This is a genomic window from Proteus sp. Marseille-Q3619 (genome assembly GCF_965283115.1).
The window spans coordinates 3,277,855-3,303,347 of the sequence record NZ_CBDIMP010000001.1; the positions used below are offsets into that span (position 1 = coordinate 3,277,855).

A 25,493-nucleotide genomic window follows, 5' to 3' on the forward strand; every position below is an offset into this window, starting at 1 on the left:
ATTCCTTTCTTTGTTTATGTTTCTATTTTTACAACAACTTAAAACTATCGCTATATGTTGCCATATAGCGATAGCTCAGTTATTGATGGTGCATTCCGTTAGCGACGTTTTGCTATTGATACACTGAAAATACCCCAATGATCAATTTGTTGATCTAACTTCTCAAAACCAGCTTCATTAACTAAAGCATCCATTTCACCTTGACTACGGCAACGCATGATCCAAGGTTGTCCATTTTGGTGACTCGGTAATACACGCGCAATCATTTCAAGTTGGGGGTGCCAAGGTTGACAGGTATAAATTAATAAACCGCCACTTGGTATGGCTTGCGATAGCCCTTTTAAAGACTCTTTTAACAGATGATTTTCAGGGAATAATTCATAGAGCCCGCTGACAATACCTAACGTTGGTGAAGGCGAAATAGTACTCAAGCTTTCTGCATCAAACGCGTTACCTTCTTCAAAACGCACTTTATCTTCTAAGTGACGTTCTTTAATCACCATTCTGCCTTGTTCAACGTTAATAGCGCTATAATCGCGCATTAAAATCGAATCGACCTTACCATAATCATTAACAGCATCAAAAAGATAGCGACCTTGTCCTGCGGCGATATCCATAATATGCACAGGCATATTATTTTGTATTAATTGGCGAATGGCATAACGAATTGTATTTTCAATATTAATTTTTCGTTGGCGAATACCTTGCCAACCAATACTATTTAAATATTGTCTATCAACGACACGACCAAATAAGCCTTTTCCCTGCGGTTGATTACGATAGACATAATCTAGAGTTGATCCAGAATCAAAACCTTTATCGTAACCCAGAGCAACACCTTCAGATGCTTTACCTAAAGTGCTCATAGAACGGCTAAGTATTTTGTAATAAAGTCTTTTTGGACAATATGTAGGAAGAGGGGTTTGTAATGAGCGATAAACATCTGCACTATGGCTCCAAGTATCTTCATGCTGGTAATCATGTTGATAAAGTGGTTGTGCAAATAATTTTTCAATAAAACTGCGCATTTTATTGATAGGGATAACTCTATCTTTCTCACCTAAGGTATCGTGGTAAAAACCCGGCAGGACATGTTTTTCTTTGATTGATGTGTTTAAACGTTCATAGAAAAGATGTTGAGGCTTGGCGTGAACGACATGATCATTGCCTGAAATAAATAACTGTGTTGGTAAAGTAATCGCGTTTGCATCTTCAACAACACGATCTGCTGTTTTATAAAGCTCTAATAAAATATTGACAGCAATAGGGCGAGTGATTAGTGAGTCTTGGTTAAAAGAGTCGATACGACTTTGGTCATGGGTTAGGTATTTCGCTTTCACATACGAATTAACATAAAAAAGCCCGCGAACTTTTTGCATTAAGGCAAGACCTGTACGTGCAAAAGGAACATATAATTTCACTTTAAATGCAGGAGAAGCTAACACCATGCCGCGAATTTTTGGGGCGTAATCGTGTACCCAACCGGTAACTAAAACAGCACCTACACTTTGACCAACAACCAGAATATTCTCCATTGGAATACTATAGTTAGAAGAAACGTAATGAACGAATTCGTCTATATCTTTTATTGATGTTCCCATTGATGGGCTATAACCGCGAGCACCTTCATTTTTACCATGCCCACGGGCATCCCAAGCAAACATTGAAAAATCAGGAAGATCTAACTCATCAACGAGATGAGCAACACGACCTGAGTGCTCATGTCCTCGGTGAAATAAAATAATTGCTTTTGGCTCAGTGGTAATTTGAGCAGGCCAATGACGATAATACAACGGTGTCTTATCGCTGGTGGTAAATTCAGACTCAATCATATTCCTTTGAGTTTGATATTGCGGCTGTTGATTCATAACGATGTATCCTTATCTTTATCTGTCATCGTTGCTTCTTTTAGTGCGCGATGAATTCGGTGATAACAAGTCAACAAAAGTAATAAATTAATAATAATAAAAAGATAATGTGTGCTTTCTGATAATGTCAGTGAGGGGAATAATCCGATAAAAAATGCGATAGTACCAAAAATAAAGGCTCTATCACTTTTTCCCATCGGGCCATCATAACGACGAGAAGCATTAATAGTTTGGGCTAGAACACCTAAGAACTCAGTCATTATCATTAAAAAAAGTGCCAGCATGATCCACCAGTAGGCTTGTGGAAAAATAAAAGCAAAAGGTAGATAGAGTGCAATGTCTGAAATAACATCGCTGGCTTCGTTTAATATCGCCCCAAGCGCACTTTTTTGATTATGTTCTCGTGCAAGCATGCCATCTATGGCATTAAGCGCCATACGAAAAAAGAGGACAAAAGGGAGTAATAAAAATAAACGAGGGGAAGGATAAAGTAAAAGTAACCCACCAACGGCAATGGATAACAGTAAAGCAGAGAGCGTGACCTGATTTGCGGTGATCCCTTTTGTGAATAACTGTTCTACATAAGGGCGCAATAGAGATTGAAATTTTGGTTTTAGGTCATAAATTGTCATGACGCATCCTTGTGTTCAAAAGTGCGTATATTACCTCAAAATTATTATTTTATTATTAGCTGATTTTTATCCCATTGAATATCTTTATTTCAATGGTTTAATTTATTTAAGATTTAAACATAAAACTAATATCTGAAATTTACTTGAATTAATAATTATTTAGCGCCTTAAAAAAGGGAAAATAAGATACGCATAATTGTAATTATCAGACTGTTCCGTGTCTATTTTATTCTTTTTATTTTAATAATGATTAAATTTTCTTTAGTAATATGTTAGTAATTATAATTAGAGAATAAAATGAGAGGAATGAAATAAGGAATATCAAATACCTTATAGTAACTAATGAAATTAGTTTAATTTATTAAAAATATCATTTTAGATAAAATTTAAATCTAACAAGAGTGTATCAATAGAGTAGTTATCTGTATTGAGTGATAAATGCAAAAAAACTAGATAATGATAATTATTATCATTATCATAATTAGCGCTGTTAGTTACAGCTCTAACCATCTATCAAACTAATAACCATACAAAAAGATACTACTATTATGATCCATTTCTTAGCAAAAAATGATGCTTATCGTCAGGGAATTGGGATATTTTCATTTTCGTCATCAGCGATTGCATTATTATTGACTTCACTCACTTCGTTAAATAGCTATGCAACTGAAAGTGTAAAACCAGAAATAACAACATCCATAAAGTCGGAGAGTCCTGTACAACCAAAATCGAGTGAAAAGATTATTCTTGAACCTATCTATGTATCAGGTGAGCTCAATTCGAGTGTTGATGCAGGAAGTACCGTTCTGACATTAAAAGATATCGACAGAATTCAGCCTAATAATATTGCAGAGCTGGTGGATAAATTACCCGGAATTTCATCATCGGGCTCACCAAGGCCAGGCGGTCAAACATTAAATATCTGGGGGATGGGTAATCCTGAAGATATTAAAATCACCCTTGATGGTACACCTAAAACCTTTGAGAAATATCGCCAAGGTTCAATTTTTATTGATCCTGAATTAATACGTCGTATTGATGTTGATAAAGGGCCTCATAATATTACTCAAGGAAATGGCGGATTTGGTGGTTCAGTGAGAATTGAAACCAAAGATCCCGATGACTTATTATTACCCGATCAGAATATTGGGATGTTTTTAAAATACGGACATCATACTAACGACAGACAAAATCGTTATAGTGGTGCGGTATATGGCAAATTACTTGATGGTCAAGCTGACGGATTATTCTATTTTAACCGTCGTGAAAGTGATGATCTGCGACGCCCTGATGGAACTAAATTTGGCTATTCACAGTCAGACCAAGATTCTTTTTTAATTAAAACGAATATCTATTTAACTGAAGCACAAACATTAACGTTATCAGCATCACGATCAGAAAGTGATGGTTGGACACCTTGGGCGGCTAAACGGGATGAATTAGCTAAACCTAGCCAAGCTGAAGTGGATAAATATGGCTTTGATGCGGCGATGAAACGTAAATTAGTTTATCGTGATCAAAAAGATGACACCTTCAGTGTGAAATGGAATATTCAGCCAATTGATTCTGATCTAATTAATTTAACGCTTACCTACGGTTATTCAAAAACTAAGCAAAACGATAGTCGCCCAGAGACAGCAAGCTCCTATTTTAGCAGCAGTATGGGGAATCAAAGTTGGGTAGATTATCGAAATCATCAAATTGAAATTAAAAATGAAAGCACTATTATGCAAGGTGCTTTAGAGCATAAAGTATTAGTGGGAACACGTTGGCATCGTAATGATCGTGATGTCTTAATGTTTACTCGTGATAAAGCTAAGAATCCAAATTACAACTATGGATATTATGCGCCTCCTTATATGCCAGAAGGTACGCAAACGACAACCAGTTTCTATCTTCAAGATTCGATGAGTTATAGAAACCTGACGATAACACCAGGCGTTCGCTACGATATCGTTAAAAATAAAGGCAAAGGAAGCCGAGCTATCACTTATCAAGATCCGGATCCCTATTATGGCCATGATTATTCGGATGTGACTTATAGCGGGGCAACGCCTCACTTAGGTTTATTATGGAAAATGAATCAGAATTTCAGATTCTTTGGTGATCTAACCTATACATGGCGAGCGCCATTGATTGATGAGCAGTATGAAGTTCAAGGAAGTGTTTCTAGCTTAACGGGAACAAGTCGCCACCTAGATAAAGAAACAGTAAGAGCTGCACGAATTGGTGCAATTGCAGACTTTGAAAGTGTTATTCAGCAAGAAGACCAACTGCAATTAAGAACAACACTGTTTGATACTCGTGGTAAAGACGAAATCTTCCGCCGCCGTGGTGTCTATTGTGAAAGCCAAAAAGTGGATGGGCATAATGGAAATTGTCCGCCTTCAATAGGTAATTACCGTAATTTACCAGGTTACCATATTCAAGGGTTGGAAATTGAAGCCTTTTATAATAGCCCTAATGTATTCGGTCGTTTAGCGTATTCAACAATGAAAGGAAAACGTGACCAATCACCGCGTGATCCGTGGTTTGGTCAAAAAACATGGATTGCAGAGATCCAGCCTGACGCTTTACATGCCACCCTTGGCGTAAAAGTACCAAGTATTAATGTCAATATGGGATGGACGGGCGATTTTATTGGCGCTCAACGCCGCTCGCCAATGGATGCTGATCCTGATGCTGGCTATTGGTCATTACCAAAAAGTAAAGGTTATGCAATCCACGGTTTATTTGCGAATTGGGAACCTTCTTTTATAGATAATACTGAGGTTCGTTTTACGGTCGCAAATTTATTTAACCGTGATTATTACCCTTATTTAGGTGAATCAGTTTCAGGTGTAGGACGTGATTATCGATTTACTGTGGTAAAACGTTTCTAATATTACTGAAAATAAAAACCGCGGCCTTTGGTCACTTAAACAAATAAACCCCATAGATATTATGGGGTTTATTGTCATTTAGAATTCAATACTCAAGATATTGAATTAATAACCGTGTGATGCAGAAGTTGCAATCATTGCCATCATGGTAGTGAAGAAGAAAATAAAGAAAAGAACAGCCATAATGATACTAATAATAAAGTAAATAAAGCCCGCTCTGTTCCATGTTTCTTGCACTTTCATAAAGGTTTCAACAGAATCGTAATCACCATTTTTCCAAGCCCATTCATTCCCTTTAATACCACAGACAAAGATCCAAACAAGATTAAGTAAAGGAACAAGTACTAATAATGGAAGATAAGATTTATTACCAAAACCCCAAATAATATTAAACATGAAAGCACCCCAGTTCCAACGTTTAATTTCTTCAGGTACTGGTTTGTTAGTGTAAGACACAGTTTATTCCTTATTTAAAATAATAAATATAAAAATGAAAATGCCAAAATGGCAACTGGAGAAAGGAATAATCATAATTGAATAAATGAGAGAATGAAAGACAGGTATATCTTTGCCATTAATAAAAAGAATAATCTTAATAATAAAGTTGTATTAAGATCTTTTAATTTTTATATAAACTCGTTTTGCCTAATTACATGTAATTTTAGTTTTTTATAAATAAAAACAGGCCACAATAATGTGACCTGTTTTGTGATAATCTTAATTTAAGATTATTTATTGATTACTTTACAGCAGCCTGAGCTTGTTCAATCCAACCATCAAAGGTTTTTTGATGTGCTTTGATCCATGCATTAGCATGACGTTCAATATCTGCTTGTGATTTTTGACCATTATGCATACGCAAGTTTTGCGCATTAATATCGGCAACAGACACTTTCATGACTTCAAAGAGTTTTGCCGCAGCGGGATTTTCTTCAGCCCATTTTTTATTTGCTGCAATATGCATAGTACTTGGTGGAAAGCCGTAGTTTTTACCATTTGCTAATGTGGTATCGGTTTTATCATCACCTGGTAACGAAGAGAAGGGGACTTGTAACCAAACAACATCTTTATCCGGTTTTAATACATCACTTATCCAGTAAGGCGTCCATGTGTAATAAAAAATGGGTTTGCCTTCTTTATAGCGAGTAATGGTATCTGCCATCATTGCCGCGTAATTGCCTTGGTTATGTGTAACAGATTTTTCTAATCCATAGGCTTTTAAGTGGTTGTTGATCGCTTCTTCACAACCCCATCCCGGATTACAACCTGTTAAATCAGCTTTGCCATCACCATTGGCATCAAATAATTTGGCAATTTTAGGATCTTTTAATTGCTCAATATTCGTAATGTTATATTTCTCTGCTGTTTTTTTATCAATCAAGTAACCTTGAGCTGCATTAACGACATAATCCCCTTTACGATAAAAGGTATTATCACCTCCTGCCGCTGCATATTGTGAATTATGAAGAGGAACCCAACTGACTGCCATAAAAGTTGCATCACCATTGGCGATAGAGGAATAAGCAACGTTATAGTCAACTTCTTTAATTGGCTGAACAGTGTAACCTAATTGTTCTAGTGCTTTATTGACGATTAAAGTTTGAAAGGTTTCTTCAGAAATCGTACTTTGCACGGGTTGAACCGAAATCCCTTTTCCAGGTAAATCAGCAGCGGATAACTGGGTGCTTATCAGTGTGGCGGACAATACTGTTGCCCAGATAACTGGATTACGCATAGTTTTTCCTTCTGTTGTGATGGTAAGAGATAAATAGCGACAGCGAACTGTCGCCTCTATTTCTTGTATTGATTGAACGTGTTGTTCTTTATTGATTTTTGATACTGATTTTTAATAAATAGTGAAAATATTTATTACGATGCTTTTTTGCCAAAGAGTCGACAAATTAAACCGATAGGTCCTGTCATATACCAGCATCGATTGCCTTTATGACGGCTGTTTTGACCTAAAGATTGTGTTAATCGGTCAAGAATAATGGCGAGGATAACAATACCTGCACCTCCTACGGCAGCAAGTCCCATATCAAGGCGACCTATACCGCGTAATACCATTTGACCTAATCCACCAACGGCTATCATTGATGCAATAACAACCATTGAAAGTGCTAACATCAGTGTTTGGTTTACACCAGCCATAATCGTTGGCATGGCGAGTGGCAATTGCACTTTAAACAGCATTTGACGAGGATTTGCACCAAATGATTGTGCTGCTTCAATTAAATCTTCAGGAACTTGTTTGATCCCTAAAATAGTCAATCTCACAATAGGAGGTAAGGCAAAAATAATGGTGACCACAACGCCGGGTACGTTACCAATACCAAACAGCATGACAATAGGTACTAAGTAGACAAACGCAGGTGTTGTCTGCATTGCATCCAGTAAAGGCCGAACAATTTTGGATGCTCTATCACTGTTAGCTAACCATATTCCTAATGGGAGCCCGATAATAAGACAAAACAGTAATGAAGTGAGTACCAATGCAAGGGTAACCATCGCTTCAGACCAAGCACCAATCGCACCAATTAATATTAATGAGATAAAAGAAGCAGCACCCATGACTTTGCCTGAAAGTTGCCATGCAATCAGAGAAAACAGAATAATGGCGATAGGTGCTGGCATTGAGGTTAAGAAATTTTCAAAACCACTTAATACCAAATCAACCGGTACACGAATACCTTGGAAAACAGGGCGAAAGTGCAACACAATCCAGTCAATCGCTTCGGTAACCCATGAATCTAATGGGATCAGCGTATTGTGAAATGGGTCCATGAGATTGAATGAATCGGGTGCGACATCCGTCGGTGCGGCATCTAGCCAATCACTGCCAGCGGATGAGGTGTCAATATTTTCAGTACCACTTCCTGCACCCCACGGATCGACGTCTGTTGTACTGGTGTCTGTTGTTGCCCAAGGATCATCATTTACGTGATTGGTTGTCTCTTGTGCAGTTTCGTTTGTCGCAGTCTCTTGGATCTTTGTATCCAAAGCTGTATTTTGATCTGTTGTATTACTCATTTGGCGTCTCCTTATCCAGTGCTTGTAGTAACATTCCTTTAGAAATTAAGCCGATATAACGGTTTTTTTCATCAATAACAGGAATTGCACAGGGAGATTGTGCAACCGTTGAAATCAGCTCGTTTAACGGTGTATCACCATTAATGGCACAAGGCTCAGGTAAAATAGCTGACTCAATAGGTTGTTTATTCTTCAGCGCCTCTTCAAGAGACATAACGGAAACAATACCAACAAATTTTCTTCCTCGTTCAATGAGATAGCCAAAGTTTCTATCTTCATCTTCGAGCACTTTTAATGCAGAGCGAGGACCAAAACCAGGTGCAACATGCAGTAAGGTTTCTGGGCGACGTTTGGCTATATCTTTTGCACTAAATACGTGACTAATATCAACACCACGGAAAAACGTGCGCACATAATCATTTGCTGGATTGTTGAGTATCTCATCTGGTGTTCCCGTTTGGACAACAACGCCACCTTGCATAATGGCAATTCGATCACCAATACGCATCGCTTCATCCAAATCATGAGAGATAAATACAATGGTTCGCTGCTTATCGCCTTGTAAGCTCAATAACTCATCTTGCATTTCAGTACGAATTAACGGATCAAGTGCTGAAAAAGCTTCATCCATTAACAAAATATCAGGATCATTAGCAAGCGCACGTGCAAGGCCGATACGTTGACGCATCCCACCAGAAAGCTCATCAGGCCAAGAGTTTGCGTAACTACCCAAGTTGACTTGCTCTAAGGCATCCATCGCTTTTTTATAACGCTCGTCTTTGCTTAACCCCGCGAGATCCATTCCAAATGCAGTGTTATCAAGCACATTCATATGAGGCATCAATGCAAATGATTGAAACACCATACTGATTTTTTTACGACGAACTTGTCGTAATTCTTTATCTGACATGGTGGCAATATTTTCACCATCAATAAGCACCTCTCCCTTTGTCGGAGAGATCAGACGATTGAGAAGGCGGACTAGAGTGGATTTACCTGAACCAGATAAACCCATGATGACAAATATTTCGCCTTCTTCAATTGCCAGATTTGCATTTTGAACGCCCACCGTAAGCCCTGTTTTATCAAAAATCTGATCTTTATTCATACCTGATTCTAATAATTCAAAAGCGCGTTTAGGGTGCTCGCCAAATACCTTGTAGAGATTTTTTACTTCGAGTTTAATTGCCATGCAATATAGTGTTTCCTATTTAAATATTGAAAGGAATAAATTAAATATTAATATATAAGGGTTGTTATTTTCCTAAATAAGATTTTTAGTAAGGGAAATACCCTACCATAATGATTGAGTCTGACAACCCTATGTTAATTATAATTAATTAAATAATTTGGCTGTATTTTCTTTATTTTTAATATGATTAATAATTAAATAAAGTGAAATAAATAAAATTTATTAAAAGAGATATTATCTTCTAACTAACTGAAATAACTTTGTTTTTAGAGATATTATTATTTTGATTAGGATCTCAATAAAAATGGAGACTCAATATCGGAATAGAAGGGGAAAAGAGATGAAAATTAAATGAAAAAAAATCACAATACATTAGTTAAATTAATATTTGTTACCCTATAATAAGCGCTATCTACTCAATATAAGCTAAAATCATTCGAAAAAAATTGATTTTTTGACAATATTGAACGGCAAAAATCAATCAATTAGATTGTTTAGTGAACAAATAAAAATACACCAAAAAATAGTCTATATTTTTCAGTGTATTATGTTTTATATGTGATACATAATTAAATTGAATGCATTGTGTTATTTATCTTAACTTCAACTAGGCTAATAAACCTTAAAAATCCCAATCATCGTCTTCCGTGTTAATGGTTTTTCCAATAACATAAGATGAACCTGAACCAGAGAAGAAATCGTGATTTTCATTTGCATCTGGTGATAATGAAGAAAGAATTGCAGGACTGACATCAGTTATTTCATCTGGGAATAAAGCTTCATACCCTAAATTCATTAATGCTTTATTTGCATTATAATGAAGAAATTTTTTGACATCTTCTGTCCAACCTACAGTGTCGTAAAGATCTTCGGTATATTTCACTTCATTGTCATATAAATCTAATAATAATGAGAAAGCAAAATCTTTAATATCTTGTTTTTCTAATTCTGATTTATTTAATAACTGATTTTGAAATTTGTAGCCAATGTAATAACCATGAACGGCTTCATCCCTAATAATAAGACGAATTAAATCGGCTGTATTGGTTAATTTTCCTCGGCTTGACCAATACATTGGTAAATAGAATCCTGAATAAAATAAAAAGGATTCTAAAAAGACGCTGGCGATTTTTTTCTTTAAAGGATCTTTATCTTGATAATAACGCAAAATAATTTCTGCTTTCTTTTGTAAGTAAGGATTTTCCTCACTCCAACGGTATGCCTCATCGACATCGGTTGTTAAGCAGAGTGTAGAAAATATCGAACTGTAAGAGCGAGCATGAACCGCTTCCATAAAACAGATATTAGATAATACTGCTTCTTCATGAGGCGTGAGTGCATCAGGCATTAAAGTAGGTGCGCCTACGGTGTTTTGGATCGTATCAAGCAAAGTTAGCCCTGTGAAAACACGGATCGTCAGTTTTTTTTCAGCTTGAGTCAGCGTGTTCCATGAGGGAATATCATTAGAGAGTGGAATTTTTTCAGGTAACCAAAAATTCATGGTTAAACGGTTCCAAACTTCTAAATCTTTTTCATCTTCAATGCGATTCCAGTTAATCGCATTAACGTGGCTTAATAAAGGTGATGACATGCTATGTTCTCCTTATTGTTATTATTAAAGTGCGCACGAAACACAGCCTTTGATTTCAGTACCTGCTAATGCAGATTGTCGAATACGAATGTAATACAAGGTTTTAATACCTTTACGCCATGCGTAAATTTGCGCTTTGTTGATATCTCTTGTTGTGGCTTCATCAGAAAAGAACAACGTCAGTGATAATCCTTGATCGATATGTTGTGAAGCTTCGGCATAGGTATCGATAATTTTCTCAGCTCCAATTTCATATGCATCTTGATAATATTGACGGTTTTCATTGGTCATAAAGGGAGCAGGGTAATAAACTCGCCCAATCTTACCTTCTTTTCTGATCTCTATTGGCGCGGCAATAGGATGAATACTTGATGTAGAATGGTTTATATAGGAAATAGACCCTGTCGGTGGTATTGCTTGTAAGTTTTGATTATAGATCCCATGCGTCATAATAGATTGCTTGAGAGTCTGCCAATCTTCCTGTGTTGGAATATGAATATTAGATTGGCTAAATAGCTGGTGGACTTTTTGAGTTTTAGGCAACCACTGTTGTGATACATATTTATTAAAATATTCACCCGTTGCGTATTTTGAATTTTCAAAACCTTTAAAGTGCTGCTTTTTCTTAATCGCTAATTGATTTGAAGCTAATAACGCATAGTAAGTGACGGTATAAAAATAGATATTAGTAAAATCTAACGCTTCCTCAGAGCCATAATAAATCCCTTCACGGGCTAAGTAGCCATGTAAATTCATTTGTCCTAAACCAATGGCATGAGAAGCGAGATTACCTTTTTCAATAGAAGGAACGGACTCAATTTTCGTCATTTCAGAGACATTACTTAATGCCCTAATTGCAGTGCTGACGGTATGTGCAAAGTTAGGTGAGTCCATAGCCATAGCAATATTCATAGAACCTAAGTTACAACTGATATCATGACCGATATGGCGATAACTTAAGTCAGGGTGATACTCACTTGCGCTGTTGACTTGCAAGATTTCAGAGCAAAGATTGCTCATGTTAATTCTACCAGCGATAGGATTGGCGCGATTTACTGCATCTTCAAACATGATATAAGGATAGCCAGATTCAAATTGAATTTCGGCAAGTGTTTGGAAAAACTCTCTCGCTTTAATTTTTTTCTTACGAATTTGCGCGTTATTCACCATTTCACTGTATTTTTCACTAATACTGATCTCTGACATAGGTACGCCATAAACACGCTGTACATCATAAGGTGAGAAGAGATACATATCTTCATTGCGTTTCGCTAATTCAAAAGTGATATCAGGGATAACAACGCCTAAAGAGAGGGTTTTTATTCGCACTTTTTCATCCGCATTTTCTCTTTTTGTATCAAGAAAATGGTAAATATCTGGATGATGTGCATGAAGATAAACAGCACCAGCTCCTTGCCTTGCGCCTAACTGATTGGCATAGGAAAAAGCATCTTCAAGCATCTTCATAACAGGAACAACGCCAGAAGATTGATTCTCTATACGTTTAATTGGGGCACCAGCTTCACGTAAATTAGTCAGCAAAAATGCAACGCCACCGCCACGTTTAGAAAGTTGTAATGCGGAATTTACCGATCGACCGATAGACTCCATATTATCTTCTATACGCAGCAGAAAGCAGGAAACCAATTCACCACGCTGTTGCTTTCCACAATTTAAAAAAGTCGGTGTTGCGGGTTGAAAACGGCCACTAATGATTTCATCAACAAGATGAAGTGCAAGATCAGTATCACCCTGTGCAAGCGTGAGAGCCACCATGCAAACGCGATCTTCATAGCGCTCAAGGTAGCGCTCGCCATCAAATGTTTTTAAGGTGTAACTGGTGTAATACTTAAAAGCGCCAAGGAACGATTGAAAGCGAAACTTTTTGCTATAAGCATGTTTGAATAGCTGTTTGATAAAGGCAAATTCATACTGTTCTAACACTTGAGCTTCGTAATAGTGTTGTTGAACTAAGAATTCTAATTTTTCTCTTAGATCATGAAAAAATACTGTGTTTTGATTTACATGCTGACGAAAAAAATGGTGTGTCGCTAATTTGTCTTTATCAAACTGAATATTACCTTGATCATCATAGAGATTTAGCATGGCATTCAATGCATGGTAATCCAGTTGTTCTGTTGATTGTGTCATGTTAATTATCTCGTGACGCATTGGTCAGTAAGGCTTGACCAAAATGTGCTTAAACCTGTTTTTACGCGGTTTACATCTTCTGGCGTACCTAATAATTCAAATCGATACAAAAAAGGAATTTGGCATTTTTGTGCAATAATATCGCCTGCTAATCCGTAAGCTGCACCAAAGTTAGTATTTCCAGAAGCAATGACTCCACGTATTAATTGACGGTTTTCAGGAATATTTAAAAACTGAATAACCGCTTTAGGCACTGCACCTTTAGCACCACCGCCGCCATAAGTTGGGCAAAGTAACACAAAAGGTTGTGTTGCAAGCAAGGTTTCATCTTCAATAATTCTGGTCGCCTTTAAATTGAGCTTTTGTACAAAGCGATGGCAGTTTTCAGAACGACTTGAAAAATAGATCAAAGGTGCAGTTTGCATGAGATGCTCCTTTAGAGCGTGATCTGTCTGATTTTATCAGGGCAGAAACCCGACCAATGTTGTTCACCGTGAACAACTACAGGTACTTGGCGATATCCCATAGAAACAATGTGAGCGAGGGCTTGTGTATCTTTGGTGAGATCAACTGCAACAAACGGAATATTTTTCTGTTTTAAGGCGCGTTCTGTGGCACTGCATTGAACGCAATTCGGTTTGGTATAGAGGATAACAGACATAAAAATAACCCTTATAAAAATATGGATGTGTCTGTTTTCACATCCATAATGAGAAGTCCTTAAATACTATATATAGATTTATTTATTTTCAACCATACAATATATGGTGATTTTCATTTTTGATAATGATTATCATTAAAATTAAATAGTTAGTGAATTAATTTTATTTTTAGATCGCTCGATTGATCAATTTTTATTAGATATACGAGTAATTAGATGATTGCTTTACCAATCAAGCATGATTTAATCTTGTTATTAAAGACAAATCAGCAGAGAAAACATTATGTACCAAGACTATCTCGATGCACCGAAAGGATTTCCAAAACCCTATATCTCTATCACTGCAAATGAAAAAGGGATCACAAGTCTCTATTTTGTGAATGATAAAGAGGTTGCTGTAAACACAAGCCCCGTGATTAACCAATGTATGCAACAATTAAAAGAGTATTTTGCGGGTAAACGCACGACGTTTTCAGTGCCATTAGCGCCTGAAGGAACTGAATTTCAAAGCCGTGTTTGGAAGACATTACAGACAATCCCTTATGGTGAAATTTGGAGCTATAAAAAATTAGCGCTTACATTAGGTTCGATCAATTATTGCAGAGCGGTAGGAATGGCAAACTCGCGCAATCCAATTTCTTTAATTATTCCTTGCCACCGAGTGATTGGTCATAACGGTAAGTTGGTCGGCTATACTGGTGGATTAGATATTAAGCGTTGGCTACTTCACTATGAAAAAGTAGAAATTGATGAATAGTTCAGATTGTAAGTATTAAGTATTGTTTCTTAAGTGAACTATGCGTTAAGGCATGGGATTTGTCTGAATATTAATCATTTGGCAGAAAAAAAATGTGAGTTTCGTGATCTAGACTGTGGACAGGGAATCATCATTTTTGTTTTACTATAGCCAACGCAAAACGCTTGCGTTTATTTTCTATTTTAAAGGTAAACTTGATGTCTAAATTAAAAGGTAACGTTAAGTGGTTTAACGAAACTAAAGGTTTTGGTTTTATCACTCCAGAAGATGGCAGCAAAGATGTATTTGTACACTTTTCCGCTATTACATCAGAAGGCTTTAAAACCCTTGCTGAAGGTCAAAAAGTAGAGTTTGAAGTTACTGACGGCGCGAAAGGGCCATCTGCTGCAAACGTTGTCGCTATCTAATTAACGACTTCTTTGAGACAGTAAAAACCCGTTTTTTAACGGGTTTTTATATTTCTAGAGCAAAACCTGTTTTTTAACGGGTTTTTATATACCTAGAGCAAAGCTCGTTTTTTAACGATTTTTACATTCCGAGTATTAGATCTCTCGTAGTAACCAAAACGCAAAAGCGGTCATTAAAAATGAACCCGCCAAGTTAGCGCCCATCGTACTTAATGCCCATCCTATCTTTCCTTCAGTTAAGAGTGCGACAACTTCGACGGAAAAGGTTGAAAATGTTGTCAAACCGCCACAAAAGCCTGTAGTTAGCATAATTTTCCAAATAGGATCAATATGTGGCGCTTTGCTAAACCAAGCGATACCAAAGGCAATAATAAAAGCACCAATGCAGTTCGCAATAAAGGTGCCCGTAGCAAAATGAGGAAAAATAGAATTTAGGCGGTAGCTAATCAGCCAGCGCAATACGCTACCTAAACCACCACCTATAAATACAGCAATTGCAATGTTAAGCATGAGAGATTAATTGTTATTTAACCTCAATCCCTTGAGCTTGAAGATCAGCATGATAAGACGAGCGAACAAACGGCCCACAAGCTGCATGGGTAAAGCCCATCGCAAGTGCTTGCTCTTTCATATATTCAAACTCATCAGGACTGACGTAGCGTTGAACAGGAAGATGGTGACGACTTGGCTGTAAATATTGCCCTAATGTCAGCATCGTTACCCCATGTTTACGCAGATCACGCATAACGTCAATAATTTCTTCGTTGGTTTCCCCAAGACCGACCATTAAACCCGACTTAGTGGGAATGTCTGGGTGAGCTTGCTTAAAACGCTCTAACAATGTCAATGACCATTGATAGTTAGCACCTGGACGTACTTGACGATAAACGCGAGGAACGTTCTCTAAGTTATGGTTGAAGACATCAGGTGGTGTGTCTGTGAGGATCTCAAGAGCTTTATCCATACGACCACGGAAGTCAGGGACTAATGTTTCAATACGGATCGTTGGATTTTTTGCACGAATTGCAGCAATACAATCAGCAAAATGTTGAGCACCGCCATCACGTAAATCATCGCGGTCTACGGAAGTAATTACGACGTAGCGTAACCCCATATCTTTAATCGTCTGAGCGAGTTTTTCTGGCTCTTGCGGATCGGGGGCATTTGGGCGGCCATGAGCAACATCGCAGAATGGGCAACGGCGTGTACAGATTGCACCCAAGATCATAAAGGTTGCTGTTCCGTGGTTAAAGCATTCTGCAAGGTTAGGACAAGAGGCTTCTTCACAGACGGAATGAAGACCATTTTTACGCATTGCTGCTTTGATACCCTGAATTTTACTTGAGTCAGCGGGTAACTTTATTTTCATCCAATCAGGTTTGCGTAGCAGTTGTTCACGTTCTGTAGCGACTGTTTTAACAGGAATAAGTGCCATTTTATCGGCGTCGCGATATTTAACTCCGCGTTCCATCTGAATAGGTTTACTCATAATTGTGCCAGTTCCAGTTATCTAGAGTGATTAACACGATGTGACTGAGGTAATCAGGGTTTTAAAAAAATATGACAAATGTTAAAAAAATTATAGCATTTTTATTGCTGTGGTTGGAATCCTAGTTGTGTACAAAAATGCTTAACTAATAACGGTGCTACCTGTGTCGTTGTCGTATTTGGTGCAAAATCAATTAACTGCGTCATTTTTAGATCAGAATAACCACAAGGATTTATTCGTGCAAAAGGGGATAAATCCATATCGATATTGAGCGCAAGCCCATGAAAGGAGCAACCTTTACGAATGCGTAATCCTAAAGAGCAAATTTTATCACCCTTTACATAAACGCCGGGCGCATCAACACGAGCATAAGCTTCTACATTAAACTCCGCTAGCGTATCAATAACGGTGTTTTCAAGAGCGGTGACTAATTGACGAACACCTACATGATTGCGTTTTAAATCAATTAAAACATACATTACTTGTTGACCGGGGCCATGATAAGTCACTTGACCACCACGATCAGATTGAATAACAGGAATAGACCCCGTATTTAATAAGTGTTCAGCTTTACCTGCTTGGCCTTGGGTAAAAACCTGTTCATGTTGAACGAGCCATATTTCATCAGGTGTGTGACTTTCCCGTTTTTCCGTAAACTGATGCATAGAATCAGAAACCGGTAAATAGGGTTTCACACCTAATTGGCGAATAATGATTGTCTTGTCTTGCACCGTGAAAATCTTCATTTGTAGCGTAATTGTGAAGAGCAGTATAACGCTCCAGTAAATGAACTACCAGATTGAGATGTTTTTTTTCCTCGGTAGGATGAAAAATGAAGGGATGCAGAATAAGAAAAAGCGCCTTAATGATAAAAGGCGCTTTTAAAAAGTTATCTATTAAAAGAAGAGATTACAGAACCATACGTACCAGTTCAAGTTCACCTAATTCTTTATATAACGTTTCTACTTGATCGATATGAGTTGCGTTGATGGTAATAGAAACAGAGTGGTAATTACCTTTGCTACTTGGTTTCACTGAAGGTGTGTAATCACCAGGAGCGTGGCGTTGAATAACTTCAACGACTTGATCCACTAATTCTGGTTTTGCGTGACCCATCACTTTATAAGTGAAAGAACATGGGAACTCTAACAGTTCGTTTAATTTTGTTTTCATCATAATGTAATTCCTTAAGACAACAGGTGCTGTTGTTTTAATAATTTATGTCTACACCTAATCTTAGCAAATAAAAAGCGCATTCCTTAAATAATAAGGAATGCGATACTGGTAATTAGGGTAAATATGGAAATGGTAAATGTGTTTGTGCCAATATCTAGATAATAGTTATATGTGGTCACATTTACCTTTTTCAAGCCTTAGCCAAACCAGTGTGAGAATAATAATTTGATGTAGTCGATAATACGACTAAAGAAGCCACCTTCTTTTACTTCATTCATCACAACAAGTGGACGTTGTTCAATAACTTGACCATCAAGTTGGAAATTAATTGTTCCCACAACTTGGTTTTTGGACACTGGTGCATGTAATTCTACATTATCAAGAACATAGCTTGCTTTTAAATCTTTTAAACGACCACGAGGAATAGTTAAATAAACATCTTTATCTACCCCTAATTGCACTTTATCTGTTTCGCCATACCAGATAGGCTCAGCAGCGAATTCTTTACCCACTTGCAATGGTTTTACGGTTTCAAAGAAACGGAAACCCCAAGTGAGTAATTTTTTACTTTCGGCATCACGACCTTTAGATGAGTGACCACCCATAACCGCAGAAATTAAACGCATATCGCCTTCGGTTGCGGAAGCGACAAGGTTATAGCCAGCAGATGCAGTATGGCCTGTTTTAATACCATCAACGTTTAAACTGGTATCCCACAACAAACCATTTCGGTTAGTTTGGCGGATATTGTTGTAGGTGTACTCTTTTTCTTTATAGATAGCATACTCATCAGGTACATCACGAATTAATGCTGCACCAATTAGCGCCATATCGCGAGCCGAACTGTATTGTCCTGGGGCATCAAGACCATGAACGGTTTGGAATTGTGTATTCTGTAAACCTAGGCGTTTAACGTAATCGTTCATCATGGTTACAAACGTATCTTGGCTGCCCGCAACATAAGAGGCCATTGCAACACAAGCATCATTACCTGATTGTAAGTTAATGCCACGAGTTAACTGTGCAACTGTAACTTGATCACCCGGTTTTAAGAACATTAAAGAAGAGCCACGAAAAACAGGATTACCCGTTGCCCATGCTTCTTCACCAATGGGTACGATATCGCTATTAGAGATTTTACCAGCACGAATAGATTGACCGATAACATAGCTGGTCATCATCTTGGTTAAACTTGCAGGATCACGGCGAACATCGGCATTCATTTCAGCCAGTACTTTCCCAGAATTATAATCAATAAGAATATAAGATTCGGCTTCGATACTAGGAACAGCGGGTATCATTGTTTTTAGGGAATCTTCCGCAATACTTTGATGACTTACTGTGAGTAAAGCAAAAGTGGCACTTAATAGGCTTGTTCTTAGTAATTTTGCTGGGAGTATCTGTTTCATTCTGTTTGTTTAATCCGAAAATTCAGGGAAAAATAGGGACTGATAAATAAAATATCAGCAAATCCAGACGATTCTACGCTTGAATTTGCTGATATAAAAAGGATTTTACGTAAAATTATCCTTTATTGGGTAATAATAAAACCAGTGATATCTTTAACTTGTTTCAGCTTGCTTTTTATCACTTCGGCTTGATCCTTAGATGAATAAGGGCCGAGTTGCACTTTATATAATCCATCTGTTTTATTGATCACACCTTGGGTGCTAACTGATGATGCTAAATCATCTAGCCAACGTTGTGCGTTATTTTCATTACTGAGAGCACCGACTTGAACATAAAAGCCTTGTGCTATGGCATTTGAGGATAATACTGGTTTTGGCGCTTTTGTTTCTGTCTCCACTGGAGCGGGCATTGGAACTGGCGCCGGTGTTGGAGTTTGGGCTGGAACTGGCGTTGGAGCAGGTGGCTCAACTGGCATATTGTTGTTGGTAGGCGTTGATGTCGTTAATGGCGCGGGCGTTGCTGGTTGAGCATTAAAATTAGGACGCTCAGGTAATGCCGTTGTTTTTTTCTCTATCTGCGCACCATGTGTACCAATACCACTCATATGGCCAGTTTGGTCAACAACAATTCCTTCAATAAGCAATGGAGTTGTCGGCATTAAACGTAAGCTATCAGAAACCGCTGGCGTAACTTGGATTTGTTTCCCATTAACATAGGGGCCTCGGTCGTTAATACGTACAACCATTGTGCGCCCATTGAGCAAGTTTGTGATTTTCGCATAGCTTGGGATCGGTAATGTAGGATGCGCAGCGGCAAATTCATAGGGATTAACGCGCTCACCAATGGTAGTTAAACGACTCATCGCTAAACTATCATAGACAACAGCTTCTCCTCGTTCACTGAAGTTTGCAGGATCAGTCACAATACGGTAAACCACCCCATTTTTTCGGTAATCTTGATTTGCCGTAGGGTGATAAGGCTCGTAACGTGGCTCAGCACCAAGAACACGTTGAGCTGGCACATTGGGTAATGGTGCTGGCTGTTTATTGGTATTTGGTTTATCAATAACACACCCTGACAGTAGCAATGCACTGATACCAATCAAAACCCATTGCAGACGCATAAAAACCTCATTATAAACTTTTCGATAGTAGTTTTCGGTGTGTATGAATCGACATCACGATACCAAACCCAGCCATTAACACAATAAGGGCGGAGCCTCCATAACTCATCAGCGGTAACGGAACACCCACAACAGGAAGGATGCCACTCACCATTCCTATGTTGACAAAAACATAGACAAAGAAAATTAGCATTAATCCGCCAATCATTACTCTACCAAATGTATTTTGTGCTTTCGTTGCAAGGTAAAGACCTCGCGCAATTAAGAGTATATAAAGCGTTAGTAGTATCAAAACACCAATTAATCCGAGTTCTTCAGCCAATACAGCAAAAATAAAGTCTGTATGGCGCTCTGGTAAGAATTCTAATTGAGATTGAGTGCCTTGTAACCATCCTTTTCCATGTAATCCACCAGAACCAATGGCAATTTTAGATTGGATGATATGATATCCTGCGCCAAGCGGGTCTGATTCGGGATCCAGAAGCATCATTACCCGTGCTTGCTGGTAATCATGCATGAGGAAAAACCAAAGTATGGGGATAAAGGCGGCAACAAGTACAATTGCGATAATAATAAGACGCCAGCTCATTCCAGCAAGGAAAAGAACAAATAGCCCTGAAGCAGCAACAAGAATGGATGTCCCCAAATCGGGCTGAGCTGCAACTAATAATGTTGGAACAAAAATAATGACCAGAGCAATGGCGGTATTACGTAACGTAGGTGGGCACACATCTCGATTCATAAATCGCGCCACCATCAAAGGAACGGCAATTTTAGCAATTTCTGAGGGCTGAAAACGTACAATACCTAAATCGAGCCAGCGTTGTGCTCCCTTGCTGATTTGTCCGAAAACATCAACGAGGATCAATAAGAGAACGCAAAAGAAAAAGAGATGAGGCGCCCAACTTTCATAAACTCGGGGTGGGATTTGTGCCATGATGATCATGACCATAAATCCCATTGCAATTTGTCCTAACTTACGTTGCATCATTTCTGGATCTTGTCCGCTGGCACTCCACATAATAAATGCGCTGTATCCTAATAAAGCAATAATGCAAAGTAAGAATAGAGGATCGATATGGATCCGTGTCCAGAAGGATTTTTTCTTATTCTTTTCAGTCATGAGTATTATTCCTCTGAACCACGCGGTGCTGGTGGAGAAGCTGGCAATACCGTGTTGTTATCACCAAGGAGAATGTGGTCAAGAATTTGTCTTGTAATATCACCGACAGAAGGGCCTGCGCCACCATTTTCTAGGATAATAGAGATGGCTACGGTCGGTTTATCATAAGGCGCAAAGGCAATCATCAATTTGTGGTCACGAAGATGTTCAGCCAATTGGCTCGCATTGTAGGTTTCGTAACTAAACACCTGTGCGGTTCCCGATTTTGCTGCTATTTTATAAGGCGCATCAGCAAAACTTCGGCGACCTGTACCATTAGGGAAGTTAGCCACACCATACATACCGTGTTTTGCTAATTCCCAATAACCTGAGTTGATATCGCCAATTTGGCGTGTTTCAGTATCAACATAAGGCAACATTTCATTGCCAAATTTTGTACCGTAAAGTAGGTGAGGGGTTTTAACTTGACCGTCATTAATCAATGTCATTAAAGCTTTTGCCATTTGAATTGGCGTTGCTGTCCAATAACCTTGTCCAATCCCTACGGGGATCGTGTCACCTTGATACCAAGGCTTTTTATAACGTTGCTGTTTCCACTCACGCGTTGGCATGATGCCATTGCGTTCTTCGGATAGATCAATACCTGTATATTCGCCATAACCAAAGCGCTCCATCCAAGTTGATATACGATCAATTCCCATATCATAAGCAACTTGGTAGAAGAAGGTATCCGCAGATTCTACGATAGATTTTGTAACATTAAGTTTTCCATGTCCCCAACGTTTCCAATCTCGATAACGTTTTTCAGAGCCAGGAAGTTGCCACCAGCCGGGATCATGAATTGTTGTATTGGCTGTGATTACACCTTCACTTAATGCAGCTACAGACATAAACGGCTTTACGGTTGATGCAGGTGGATAAAGACCTTGGGTTGTACGGTTGATCAACGGTCTATCTGGGTTGTTTAGTAACCCTTGATATTCGGTGTTCGAAATCCCACCAACAAATAAGTTAGGATCATAACTAGGATTCGATACAAGCGCTAAAATCTCACCATTGCGAGGATCGGTTACTACAACCGCAGCTCGGCTTGTGGTGAGTAATGTTTCAATATAGGTTTGCAGTTCAAGGTCGATGGTAAGATAGATATCTTTACCTGCCTGTGGAGGTTGTTCGTGTAACTGGCGAATAACTCGACCACGACTATTAACTTCAACCTCTTCATAGCCTGTTGTACCGTGTAAAACAGACTCATAATAACGTTCGATGCCTAACTTGCCAATATCATGAGTCGCAGCATAGTTAGGTGATAAACCTTCTTTATCAAGGCGTTCAACATCCTTATCGTTAATTTTTGCGACATAACCAATTACATGCGTTAATGCTGAACCATAAGGATAATAGCGACGTTGATAGCCTTTAATTTCTAAGCCAGGATAACGGTATTGATTGATAGCGAAACGTGCGACTTGTACTTGGCTTAATGTTGTTTTTAAGGCAATAGAACTAAATCGACGTGAGCGCTTGCGCTCTTTTTCAAATGCAGCAATATCTTCGTCCGTTAAGTCAACGACATCCCTTAAACTTTCAAGTGTTTCTTGTAAGTTTGCTACCTTCTCAGGCACAACTTCTAATTGATAGATAGTACGATTGAGCGCAAGAGGGATACCTTTGCGGTCGTAAATAATGCCTCTGCTGGGAGCAATCGGTACTAATTTAATTCGGTTATCATTTGAACGTGTTTGATAATCATCATGGCGAGCGATCTGTAAGTGATTGAGGTTAAAAACCAAAACACCACTCAATATAATAATTACTGAAAATGCGACAATCACACGACGGATAAATAGCTTTGATTCCGCAGTATAATCTCGAAACGGGGTACGTTTTTTTCTTTTCATCCCATTTGACTTCACTTACTGACCCGCCAATTTATTGATTATTCACGATGATAAGGATGGTTTGTGGTAATGCTCCATGCTCGATAAAGGCTTTCTGCAACCACGACACGAACAAGGGGGTGTGGCATTGTTAAAGGAGATAAAGACCAGCTTTGTTCAGCCGCAGCTTTACAAGCGGGCGCTAATCCTTCAGGACCACCAATGAGTAAGCTGACATTTCTACCATCAAGCTTCCATCGATCAAGTTGTTCTGCAAGTTTTGGCGTATCCCAGCGAGCGCCAGGAATATCGAGAGTGACGATACGATTTCCTTTACCTACTGCTGCTAACATTTGTTCACCTTCTTTTTCGAGAATACGTTTAATATCCGCATTCTTCCCACGCTTACCAGCGGGGATCTCGATAAGTTCTAAAGGCATGTCTTTTGGGAATCGATTAAGATAATCCATAAAGCCGGTCTGTATCCAGTCCGGCATTTTTGTACCAACGGCAATGAGCTGTAATTTCAAACTCAGCTCCAGAGTTTTTCAAGTTCGTACATACGGCGACTATCTTCTTGCATGACGTGTACCATGGCTTCACCAAGATCAACGACAATCCAGTCAGAAACGCCTTGTCCTTCAACACCTAAAGGTTGTAATCCCGCTTCGCGGCAATCATCAACGAGATTATCTGCAACAGACATGAGGTGTCTGCTTGATGTACCCGTACAAATAATCATGTAATCAGTTACACTTGATTTTCCGCGGACATCTAATGCAATAATGTCTTGAGCTTTAGAATCTTCAAGTTTATCAATAATAAATTGCTGTAATTCAGAGCCTTGCAAAAGGATCACCTTTAATCTAATGAGTTAATTCAATCGAAAAATAACATACTCGTGATACTTCAAGTTGCAGCGTTGTTGACTACATTTATTCGCACTAGTTATATACTGTGGCATATGCCTAGCGACTTACTCCACTTGTTGTCTAACTGCACCTCAAATTATTTAGAATATGAATGCTATTTTAAAGGAATTTATACCAATAAATCTATTTTACTGGATGATTAATTCCAGTTAGCAATAACAAGAACATAAACCTCATTTTCTTGTTTTTCGACGTTTGATTTAGAAAAATTCATATATGCCCATTAACTGCGTCATAATAAATAACAAAAAGAAGGCAGATAAGAACTTTTCCGTTTAGACGACAGTTTTACCTTACAGTTCCCTTAAGGGAACAGAGGGTGAGAATAACAGCTAAACCTCGTCTGTCAATGCTGATTAAACACCTAATTAGCGTGTTTTGACTTTGTTAGGTTTAGATTATACAGACTAATACTCATACTTTTTAGTTAGAGAGAAAAAGAATGGAAAGAAAAGAAAATTATCTCGGGCTATCTTCAGAAATTGTGAGTAACAGCGATCGCCAATTACAAGAAAAGTTAGCGTTACTTTGTCGTGTCGTTAAAGATGAAAAAATAGGCATTATGCGGATAGATCTCCAAAACAGAGATCATCCGTTGCCGATTTATGGTTATATCGGAAAAGAAGGGGATAGACTTGTTTCGCCATCAAATTTTATTTTACCTCAATTAAGTCTTGAGCAACTTTTACAGCCTATTATTCTCGATCACTTTCTTACTCAATTCTTTGCACTATGCGATTATCAACAACAGGTTAATCAATCATTAAGTAAAGGGGCTTTGATTAAATTTCATAGTCGATATAAATATTTAATTATGGCTTATTCACAAGTGGCTTATCGTGAATTAGGGCGTTATATCGCTAATCTTTCTGACGAAATCTCTCTTGATGAAATTACATCTAAATATCAACAAAAGTTAATGAAGGCATTAAGCGTTGCACCAAGTCGAGAAGGACAAACTAATGCATTAATGCATATGGCGGGTTACTTTAAGCGAGATCTGAGTTCGCAACAGAAACAAGAAATATCACAGACAATTTTGCTATATCGTCAAGGTGTAGTGCCTTTCTCTAAACCTTATGATTTACTCCAATATTGGTTAACCATTTATCCCGATGACTATTTGATTAACCAACGCTATTTTTCGCCTTATCCATCTGCCTTTAATTATTTAAGAGAACAACTTTAA

General features: G+C 38.1%; 24 protein-coding genes. 4 read left to right on the forward strand and 20 right to left on the reverse strand.

The window, feature by feature from the left end:
• Positions 1 to 98: 98 nt before the first annotated feature.
• Together ACWPWK_RS15075 and ACWPWK_RS15080 are read right to left on the reverse strand one after the other, a co-directional pair.
• A complete protein-coding gene (locus ACWPWK_RS15075) occupies positions 99 to 1,868 on the reverse strand; it encodes a bifunctional alpha/beta hydrolase/class I SAM-dependent methyltransferase (protein WP_109374064.1) in 1,770 nt (589 codons plus the stop codon).
• Positions 1,865 to 2,500, reverse strand: a complete 636-nt coding sequence (locus tag ACWPWK_RS15080) for a CDP-alcohol phosphatidyltransferase family protein (protein ID WP_109374065.1) — start codon at positions 2,498 to 2,500, stop codon at positions 1,865 to 1,867. The genes ACWPWK_RS15075 and ACWPWK_RS15080 overlap by 4 nt, the downstream gene beginning before the upstream one ends.
• A 548-nt stretch (positions 2,501 to 3,048) precedes the next feature.
• Here ACWPWK_RS15080 and ACWPWK_RS15085 point away from each other — a divergent pair.
• Entirely contained in the window at positions 3,049 to 5,382 is a 2,334-nt protein-coding gene (locus ACWPWK_RS15085) for a TonB-dependent hemoglobin/transferrin/lactoferrin family receptor (RefSeq protein ID WP_109374066.1), read from the forward strand.
• Positions 5,383 to 5,487: 105 nt separating this feature from the next.
• Here ACWPWK_RS15085 and ACWPWK_RS15090 read toward each other — a convergent pair whose 3' ends face one another.
• From ACWPWK_RS15090 to nrdH, 8 genes are all read right to left on the reverse strand, one after another.
• Complete coding sequence (locus tag ACWPWK_RS15090) at positions 5,488 to 5,838, reverse strand: ribonuclease G (RefSeq protein WP_109374067.1); 351 nt, start codon at positions 5,836 to 5,838, stop codon at positions 5,488 to 5,490.
• A 283-nt stretch (positions 5,839 to 6,121) separates the two neighbouring features.
• Complete coding sequence (gene proX / locus ACWPWK_RS15095) at positions 6,122 to 7,117, reverse strand: glycine betaine/L-proline ABC transporter substrate-binding protein ProX (RefSeq protein WP_454209185.1); 996 nt, start codon at positions 7,115 to 7,117, stop codon at positions 6,122 to 6,124.
• A 134-nt stretch (positions 7,118 to 7,251) separates the two neighbouring features.
• A complete protein-coding gene (gene proW / locus ACWPWK_RS15100) occupies positions 7,252 to 8,412 on the reverse strand; it encodes a glycine betaine/L-proline ABC transporter permease ProW (RefSeq protein ID WP_109374069.1) in 1,161 nt (386 codons plus the stop codon).
• Complete coding sequence (gene proV / locus ACWPWK_RS15105; RefSeq protein ID WP_109374070.1) at positions 8,405 to 9,604, reverse strand: glycine betaine/L-proline ABC transporter ATP-binding protein ProV; 1,200 nt, start codon at positions 9,602 to 9,604, stop codon at positions 8,405 to 8,407. Before proV ends, proW begins: the two co-directional genes overlap by 8 nt.
• 622 nt (positions 9,605 to 10,226) lie before the next feature.
• Positions 10,227 to 11,195: a class 1b ribonucleoside-diphosphate reductase subunit beta gene (gene nrdF / locus ACWPWK_RS15110; RefSeq protein ID WP_109374071.1), complete on the reverse strand. Its 969-nt coding sequence runs from the start codon at positions 11,193 to 11,195 to the stop codon at positions 10,227 to 10,229.
• A 24-nt stretch (positions 11,196 to 11,219) separates the two neighbouring features.
• Positions 11,220 to 13,346: a class 1b ribonucleoside-diphosphate reductase subunit alpha gene (gene nrdE, locus ACWPWK_RS15115; protein WP_109374072.1), complete on the reverse strand. Its 2,127-nt coding sequence runs from the start codon at positions 13,344 to 13,346 to the stop codon at positions 11,220 to 11,222.
• A 5-nt stretch (positions 13,347 to 13,351) separates the two neighbouring features.
• Positions 13,352 to 13,771 (reverse strand): class Ib ribonucleoside-diphosphate reductase assembly flavoprotein NrdI, encoded by a 420-nt coding sequence (nrdI, locus tag ACWPWK_RS15120; RefSeq protein WP_109374073.1) that lies wholly within the window; start codon positions 13,769 to 13,771, stop codon positions 13,352 to 13,354.
• Between the two features lie 11 nt (positions 13,772 to 13,782).
• The gene (gene nrdH / locus ACWPWK_RS15125; protein WP_023581131.1) at positions 13,783 to 14,007 is read right to left on the reverse strand and encodes a glutaredoxin-like protein NrdH; all 225 of its coding nucleotides are present in this window, start codon (positions 14,005 to 14,007) and stop codon (positions 13,783 to 13,785) included.
• A 283-nt stretch (positions 14,008 to 14,290) separates the two neighbouring features.
• Here nrdH and ACWPWK_RS15130 point away from each other — a divergent pair, with 283 nt between their 5' ends.
• Together ACWPWK_RS15130 and cspE are read left to right on the forward strand one after the other, a co-directional pair.
• A complete protein-coding gene (locus ACWPWK_RS15130; protein WP_109374074.1) occupies positions 14,291 to 14,764 on the forward strand; it encodes a methylated-DNA--[protein]-cysteine S-methyltransferase in 474 nt (157 codons plus the stop codon).
• Positions 14,765 to 14,961: 197 nt separating this feature from the next.
• Positions 14,962 to 15,171: a transcription antiterminator/RNA stability regulator CspE gene (gene cspE, locus ACWPWK_RS15135; protein WP_023581133.1), complete on the forward strand. Its 210-nt coding sequence runs from the start codon at positions 14,962 to 14,964 to the stop codon at positions 15,169 to 15,171.
• Between the two features lie 135 nt (positions 15,172 to 15,306).
• On the opposite strand, the gene crcB is transcribed toward cspE, so the two are convergent.
• The 10 genes from crcB to rsfS all read right to left on the reverse strand — a co-directional run bounded on the left by crcB (position 15,307) and on the right by rsfS (position 24,231).
• The gene (gene crcB, locus ACWPWK_RS15140; RefSeq protein ID WP_109374075.1) at positions 15,307 to 15,681 is read right to left on the reverse strand and encodes a fluoride efflux transporter CrcB; all 375 of its coding nucleotides are present in this window, start codon (positions 15,679 to 15,681) and stop codon (positions 15,307 to 15,309) included.
• A 13-nt stretch (positions 15,682 to 15,694) separates the two neighbouring features.
• Positions 15,695 to 16,660, reverse strand: coding sequence for a lipoyl synthase (lipA, locus tag ACWPWK_RS15145; RefSeq protein WP_075671558.1), 966 nt, complete (start codon positions 16,658 to 16,660; stop codon positions 15,695 to 15,697).
• A gap of 101 nt (positions 16,661 to 16,761) precedes the next feature.
• Complete coding sequence (lipB, locus tag ACWPWK_RS15150; protein WP_109374076.1) at positions 16,762 to 17,406, reverse strand: lipoyl(octanoyl) transferase LipB; 645 nt, start codon at positions 17,404 to 17,406, stop codon at positions 16,762 to 16,764.
• A gap of 163 nt (positions 17,407 to 17,569) precedes the next feature.
• Positions 17,570 to 17,833 (reverse strand): DUF493 family protein YbeD, encoded by a 264-nt coding sequence (ybeD, locus tag ACWPWK_RS15155; protein ID WP_036912266.1) that lies wholly within the window; start codon positions 17,831 to 17,833, stop codon positions 17,570 to 17,572.
• Between the two features lie 200 nt (positions 17,834 to 18,033).
• Positions 18,034 to 19,245 carry a D-alanyl-D-alanine carboxypeptidase DacA gene (gene dacA, locus ACWPWK_RS15160; RefSeq protein WP_109374077.1) on the reverse strand — a complete coding sequence of 404 codons (1,212 nt, stop codon included), beginning with the start codon at positions 19,243 to 19,245 and terminating at the stop codon, positions 18,034 to 18,036.
• A gap of 122 nt (positions 19,246 to 19,367) precedes the next feature.
• On the reverse strand, positions 19,368 to 20,369 hold the full coding sequence (rlpA, locus tag ACWPWK_RS15165) for an endolytic peptidoglycan transglycosylase RlpA (protein WP_109374078.1): 1,002 nt from the start codon (positions 20,367 to 20,369) through the stop codon (positions 19,368 to 19,370).
• Positions 20,370 to 20,379: 10 nt separating this feature from the next.
• Positions 20,380 to 21,492 (reverse strand): peptidoglycan glycosyltransferase MrdB, encoded by a 1,113-nt coding sequence (mrdB, locus tag ACWPWK_RS15170; RefSeq protein ID WP_109374079.1) that lies wholly within the window; start codon positions 21,490 to 21,492, stop codon positions 20,380 to 20,382.
• Between the two features lie 5 nt (positions 21,493 to 21,497).
• The gene (gene mrdA, locus ACWPWK_RS15175) at positions 21,498 to 23,393 is read right to left on the reverse strand and encodes a peptidoglycan DD-transpeptidase MrdA (RefSeq protein WP_109374080.1); all 1,896 of its coding nucleotides are present in this window, start codon (positions 23,391 to 23,393) and stop codon (positions 21,498 to 21,500) included.
• Between the two features lie 38 nt (positions 23,394 to 23,431).
• Positions 23,432 to 23,902 (reverse strand): 23S rRNA (pseudouridine(1915)-N(3))-methyltransferase RlmH, encoded by a 471-nt coding sequence (gene rlmH, locus ACWPWK_RS15180; protein ID WP_004246050.1) that lies wholly within the window; start codon positions 23,900 to 23,902, stop codon positions 23,432 to 23,434.
• 2 nt (positions 23,903 to 23,904) lie between these two features.
• Positions 23,905 to 24,231 carry a ribosome silencing factor gene (gene rsfS / locus ACWPWK_RS15185; protein ID WP_006537732.1) on the reverse strand — a complete coding sequence of 109 codons (327 nt, stop codon included), beginning with the start codon at positions 24,229 to 24,231 and terminating at the stop codon, positions 23,905 to 23,907.
• Between the two features lie 515 nt (positions 24,232 to 24,746).
• Between rsfS and ACWPWK_RS15190 the strand changes: the two genes are divergently transcribed.
• Positions 24,747 to 25,493: a YbgA family protein gene (locus ACWPWK_RS15190; RefSeq protein ID WP_109374081.1), complete on the forward strand. Its 747-nt coding sequence runs from the start codon at positions 24,747 to 24,749 to the stop codon at positions 25,491 to 25,493.

Coding starts and splice junctions, on each gene's coding strand:
- ACWPWK_RS15075 (WP_109374064.1), bottom strand. CDS start 1,868: ATGAATCAACAGCCGCAATATCAAACTCAAAGGAATATGATTGAGTCT.
- ACWPWK_RS15080 (WP_109374065.1), bottom strand. CDS start 2,500: ATGACAATTTATGACCTAAAACCAAAATTTCAATCTCTATTGCGCCCT.
- ACWPWK_RS15085 (WP_109374066.1), top strand. CDS start 3,049: ATGATCCATTTCTTAGCAAAAAATGATGCTTATCGTCAGGGAATTGGG.
- proX (WP_454209185.1), bottom strand. CDS start 7,117: ATGCGTAATCCAGTTATCTGGGCAACAGTATTGTCCGCCACACTGATA.
- proW (WP_109374069.1), bottom strand. CDS start 8,412: ATGAGTAATACAACAGATCAAAATACAGCTTTGGATACAAAGATCCAA.
- proV (WP_109374070.1), bottom strand. CDS start 9,604: ATGGCAATTAAACTCGAAGTAAAAAATCTCTACAAGGTATTTGGCGAG.
- nrdF (WP_109374071.1), bottom strand. CDS start 11,195: ATGTCATCACCTTTATTAAGCCACGTTAATGCGATTAACTGGAATCGC.
- nrdE (WP_109374072.1), bottom strand. CDS start 13,346: ATGACACAATCAACAGAACAACTGGATTACCATGCATTGAATGCCATG.
- nrdI (WP_109374073.1), bottom strand. CDS start 13,771: ATGCAAACTGCACCTTTGATCTATTTTTCAAGTCGTTCTGAAAACTGC.
- nrdH (WP_023581131.1), bottom strand. CDS start 14,007: ATGTCTGTTATCCTCTATACCAAACCGAATTGCGTTCAATGCAGTGCC.
- ACWPWK_RS15130 (WP_109374074.1), top strand. CDS start 14,291: ATGTACCAAGACTATCTCGATGCACCGAAAGGATTTCCAAAACCCTAT.
- cspE (WP_023581133.1), top strand. CDS start 14,962: ATGTCTAAATTAAAAGGTAACGTTAAGTGGTTTAACGAAACTAAAGGT.
- crcB (WP_109374075.1), bottom strand. CDS start 15,681: ATGCTTAACATTGCAATTGCTGTATTTATAGGTGGTGGTTTAGGTAGC.
- lipA (WP_075671558.1), bottom strand. CDS start 16,660: ATGAGTAAACCTATTCAGATGGAACGCGGAGTTAAATATCGCGACGCC.
- lipB (WP_109374076.1), bottom strand. CDS start 17,406: ATGAAGATTTTCACGGTGCAAGACAAGACAATCATTATTCGCCAATTA.
- ybeD (WP_036912266.1), bottom strand. CDS start 17,833: ATGAAAACAAAATTAAACGAACTGTTAGAGTTCCCATGTTCTTTCACT.
- dacA (WP_109374077.1), bottom strand. CDS start 19,245: ATGAAACAGATACTCCCAGCAAAATTACTAAGAACAAGCCTATTAAGT.
- rlpA (WP_109374078.1), bottom strand. CDS start 20,369: ATGCGTCTGCAATGGGTTTTGATTGGTATCAGTGCATTGCTACTGTCA.
- mrdB (WP_109374079.1), bottom strand. CDS start 21,492: ATGACTGAAAAGAATAAGAAAAAATCCTTCTGGACACGGATCCATATC.
- mrdA (WP_109374080.1), bottom strand. CDS start 23,393: ATGAAAAGAAAAAAACGTACCCCGTTTCGAGATTATACTGCGGAATCA.
- ACWPWK_RS15190 (WP_109374081.1), top strand. CDS start 24,747: ATGGAAAGAAAAGAAAATTATCTCGGGCTATCTTCAGAAATTGTGAGT.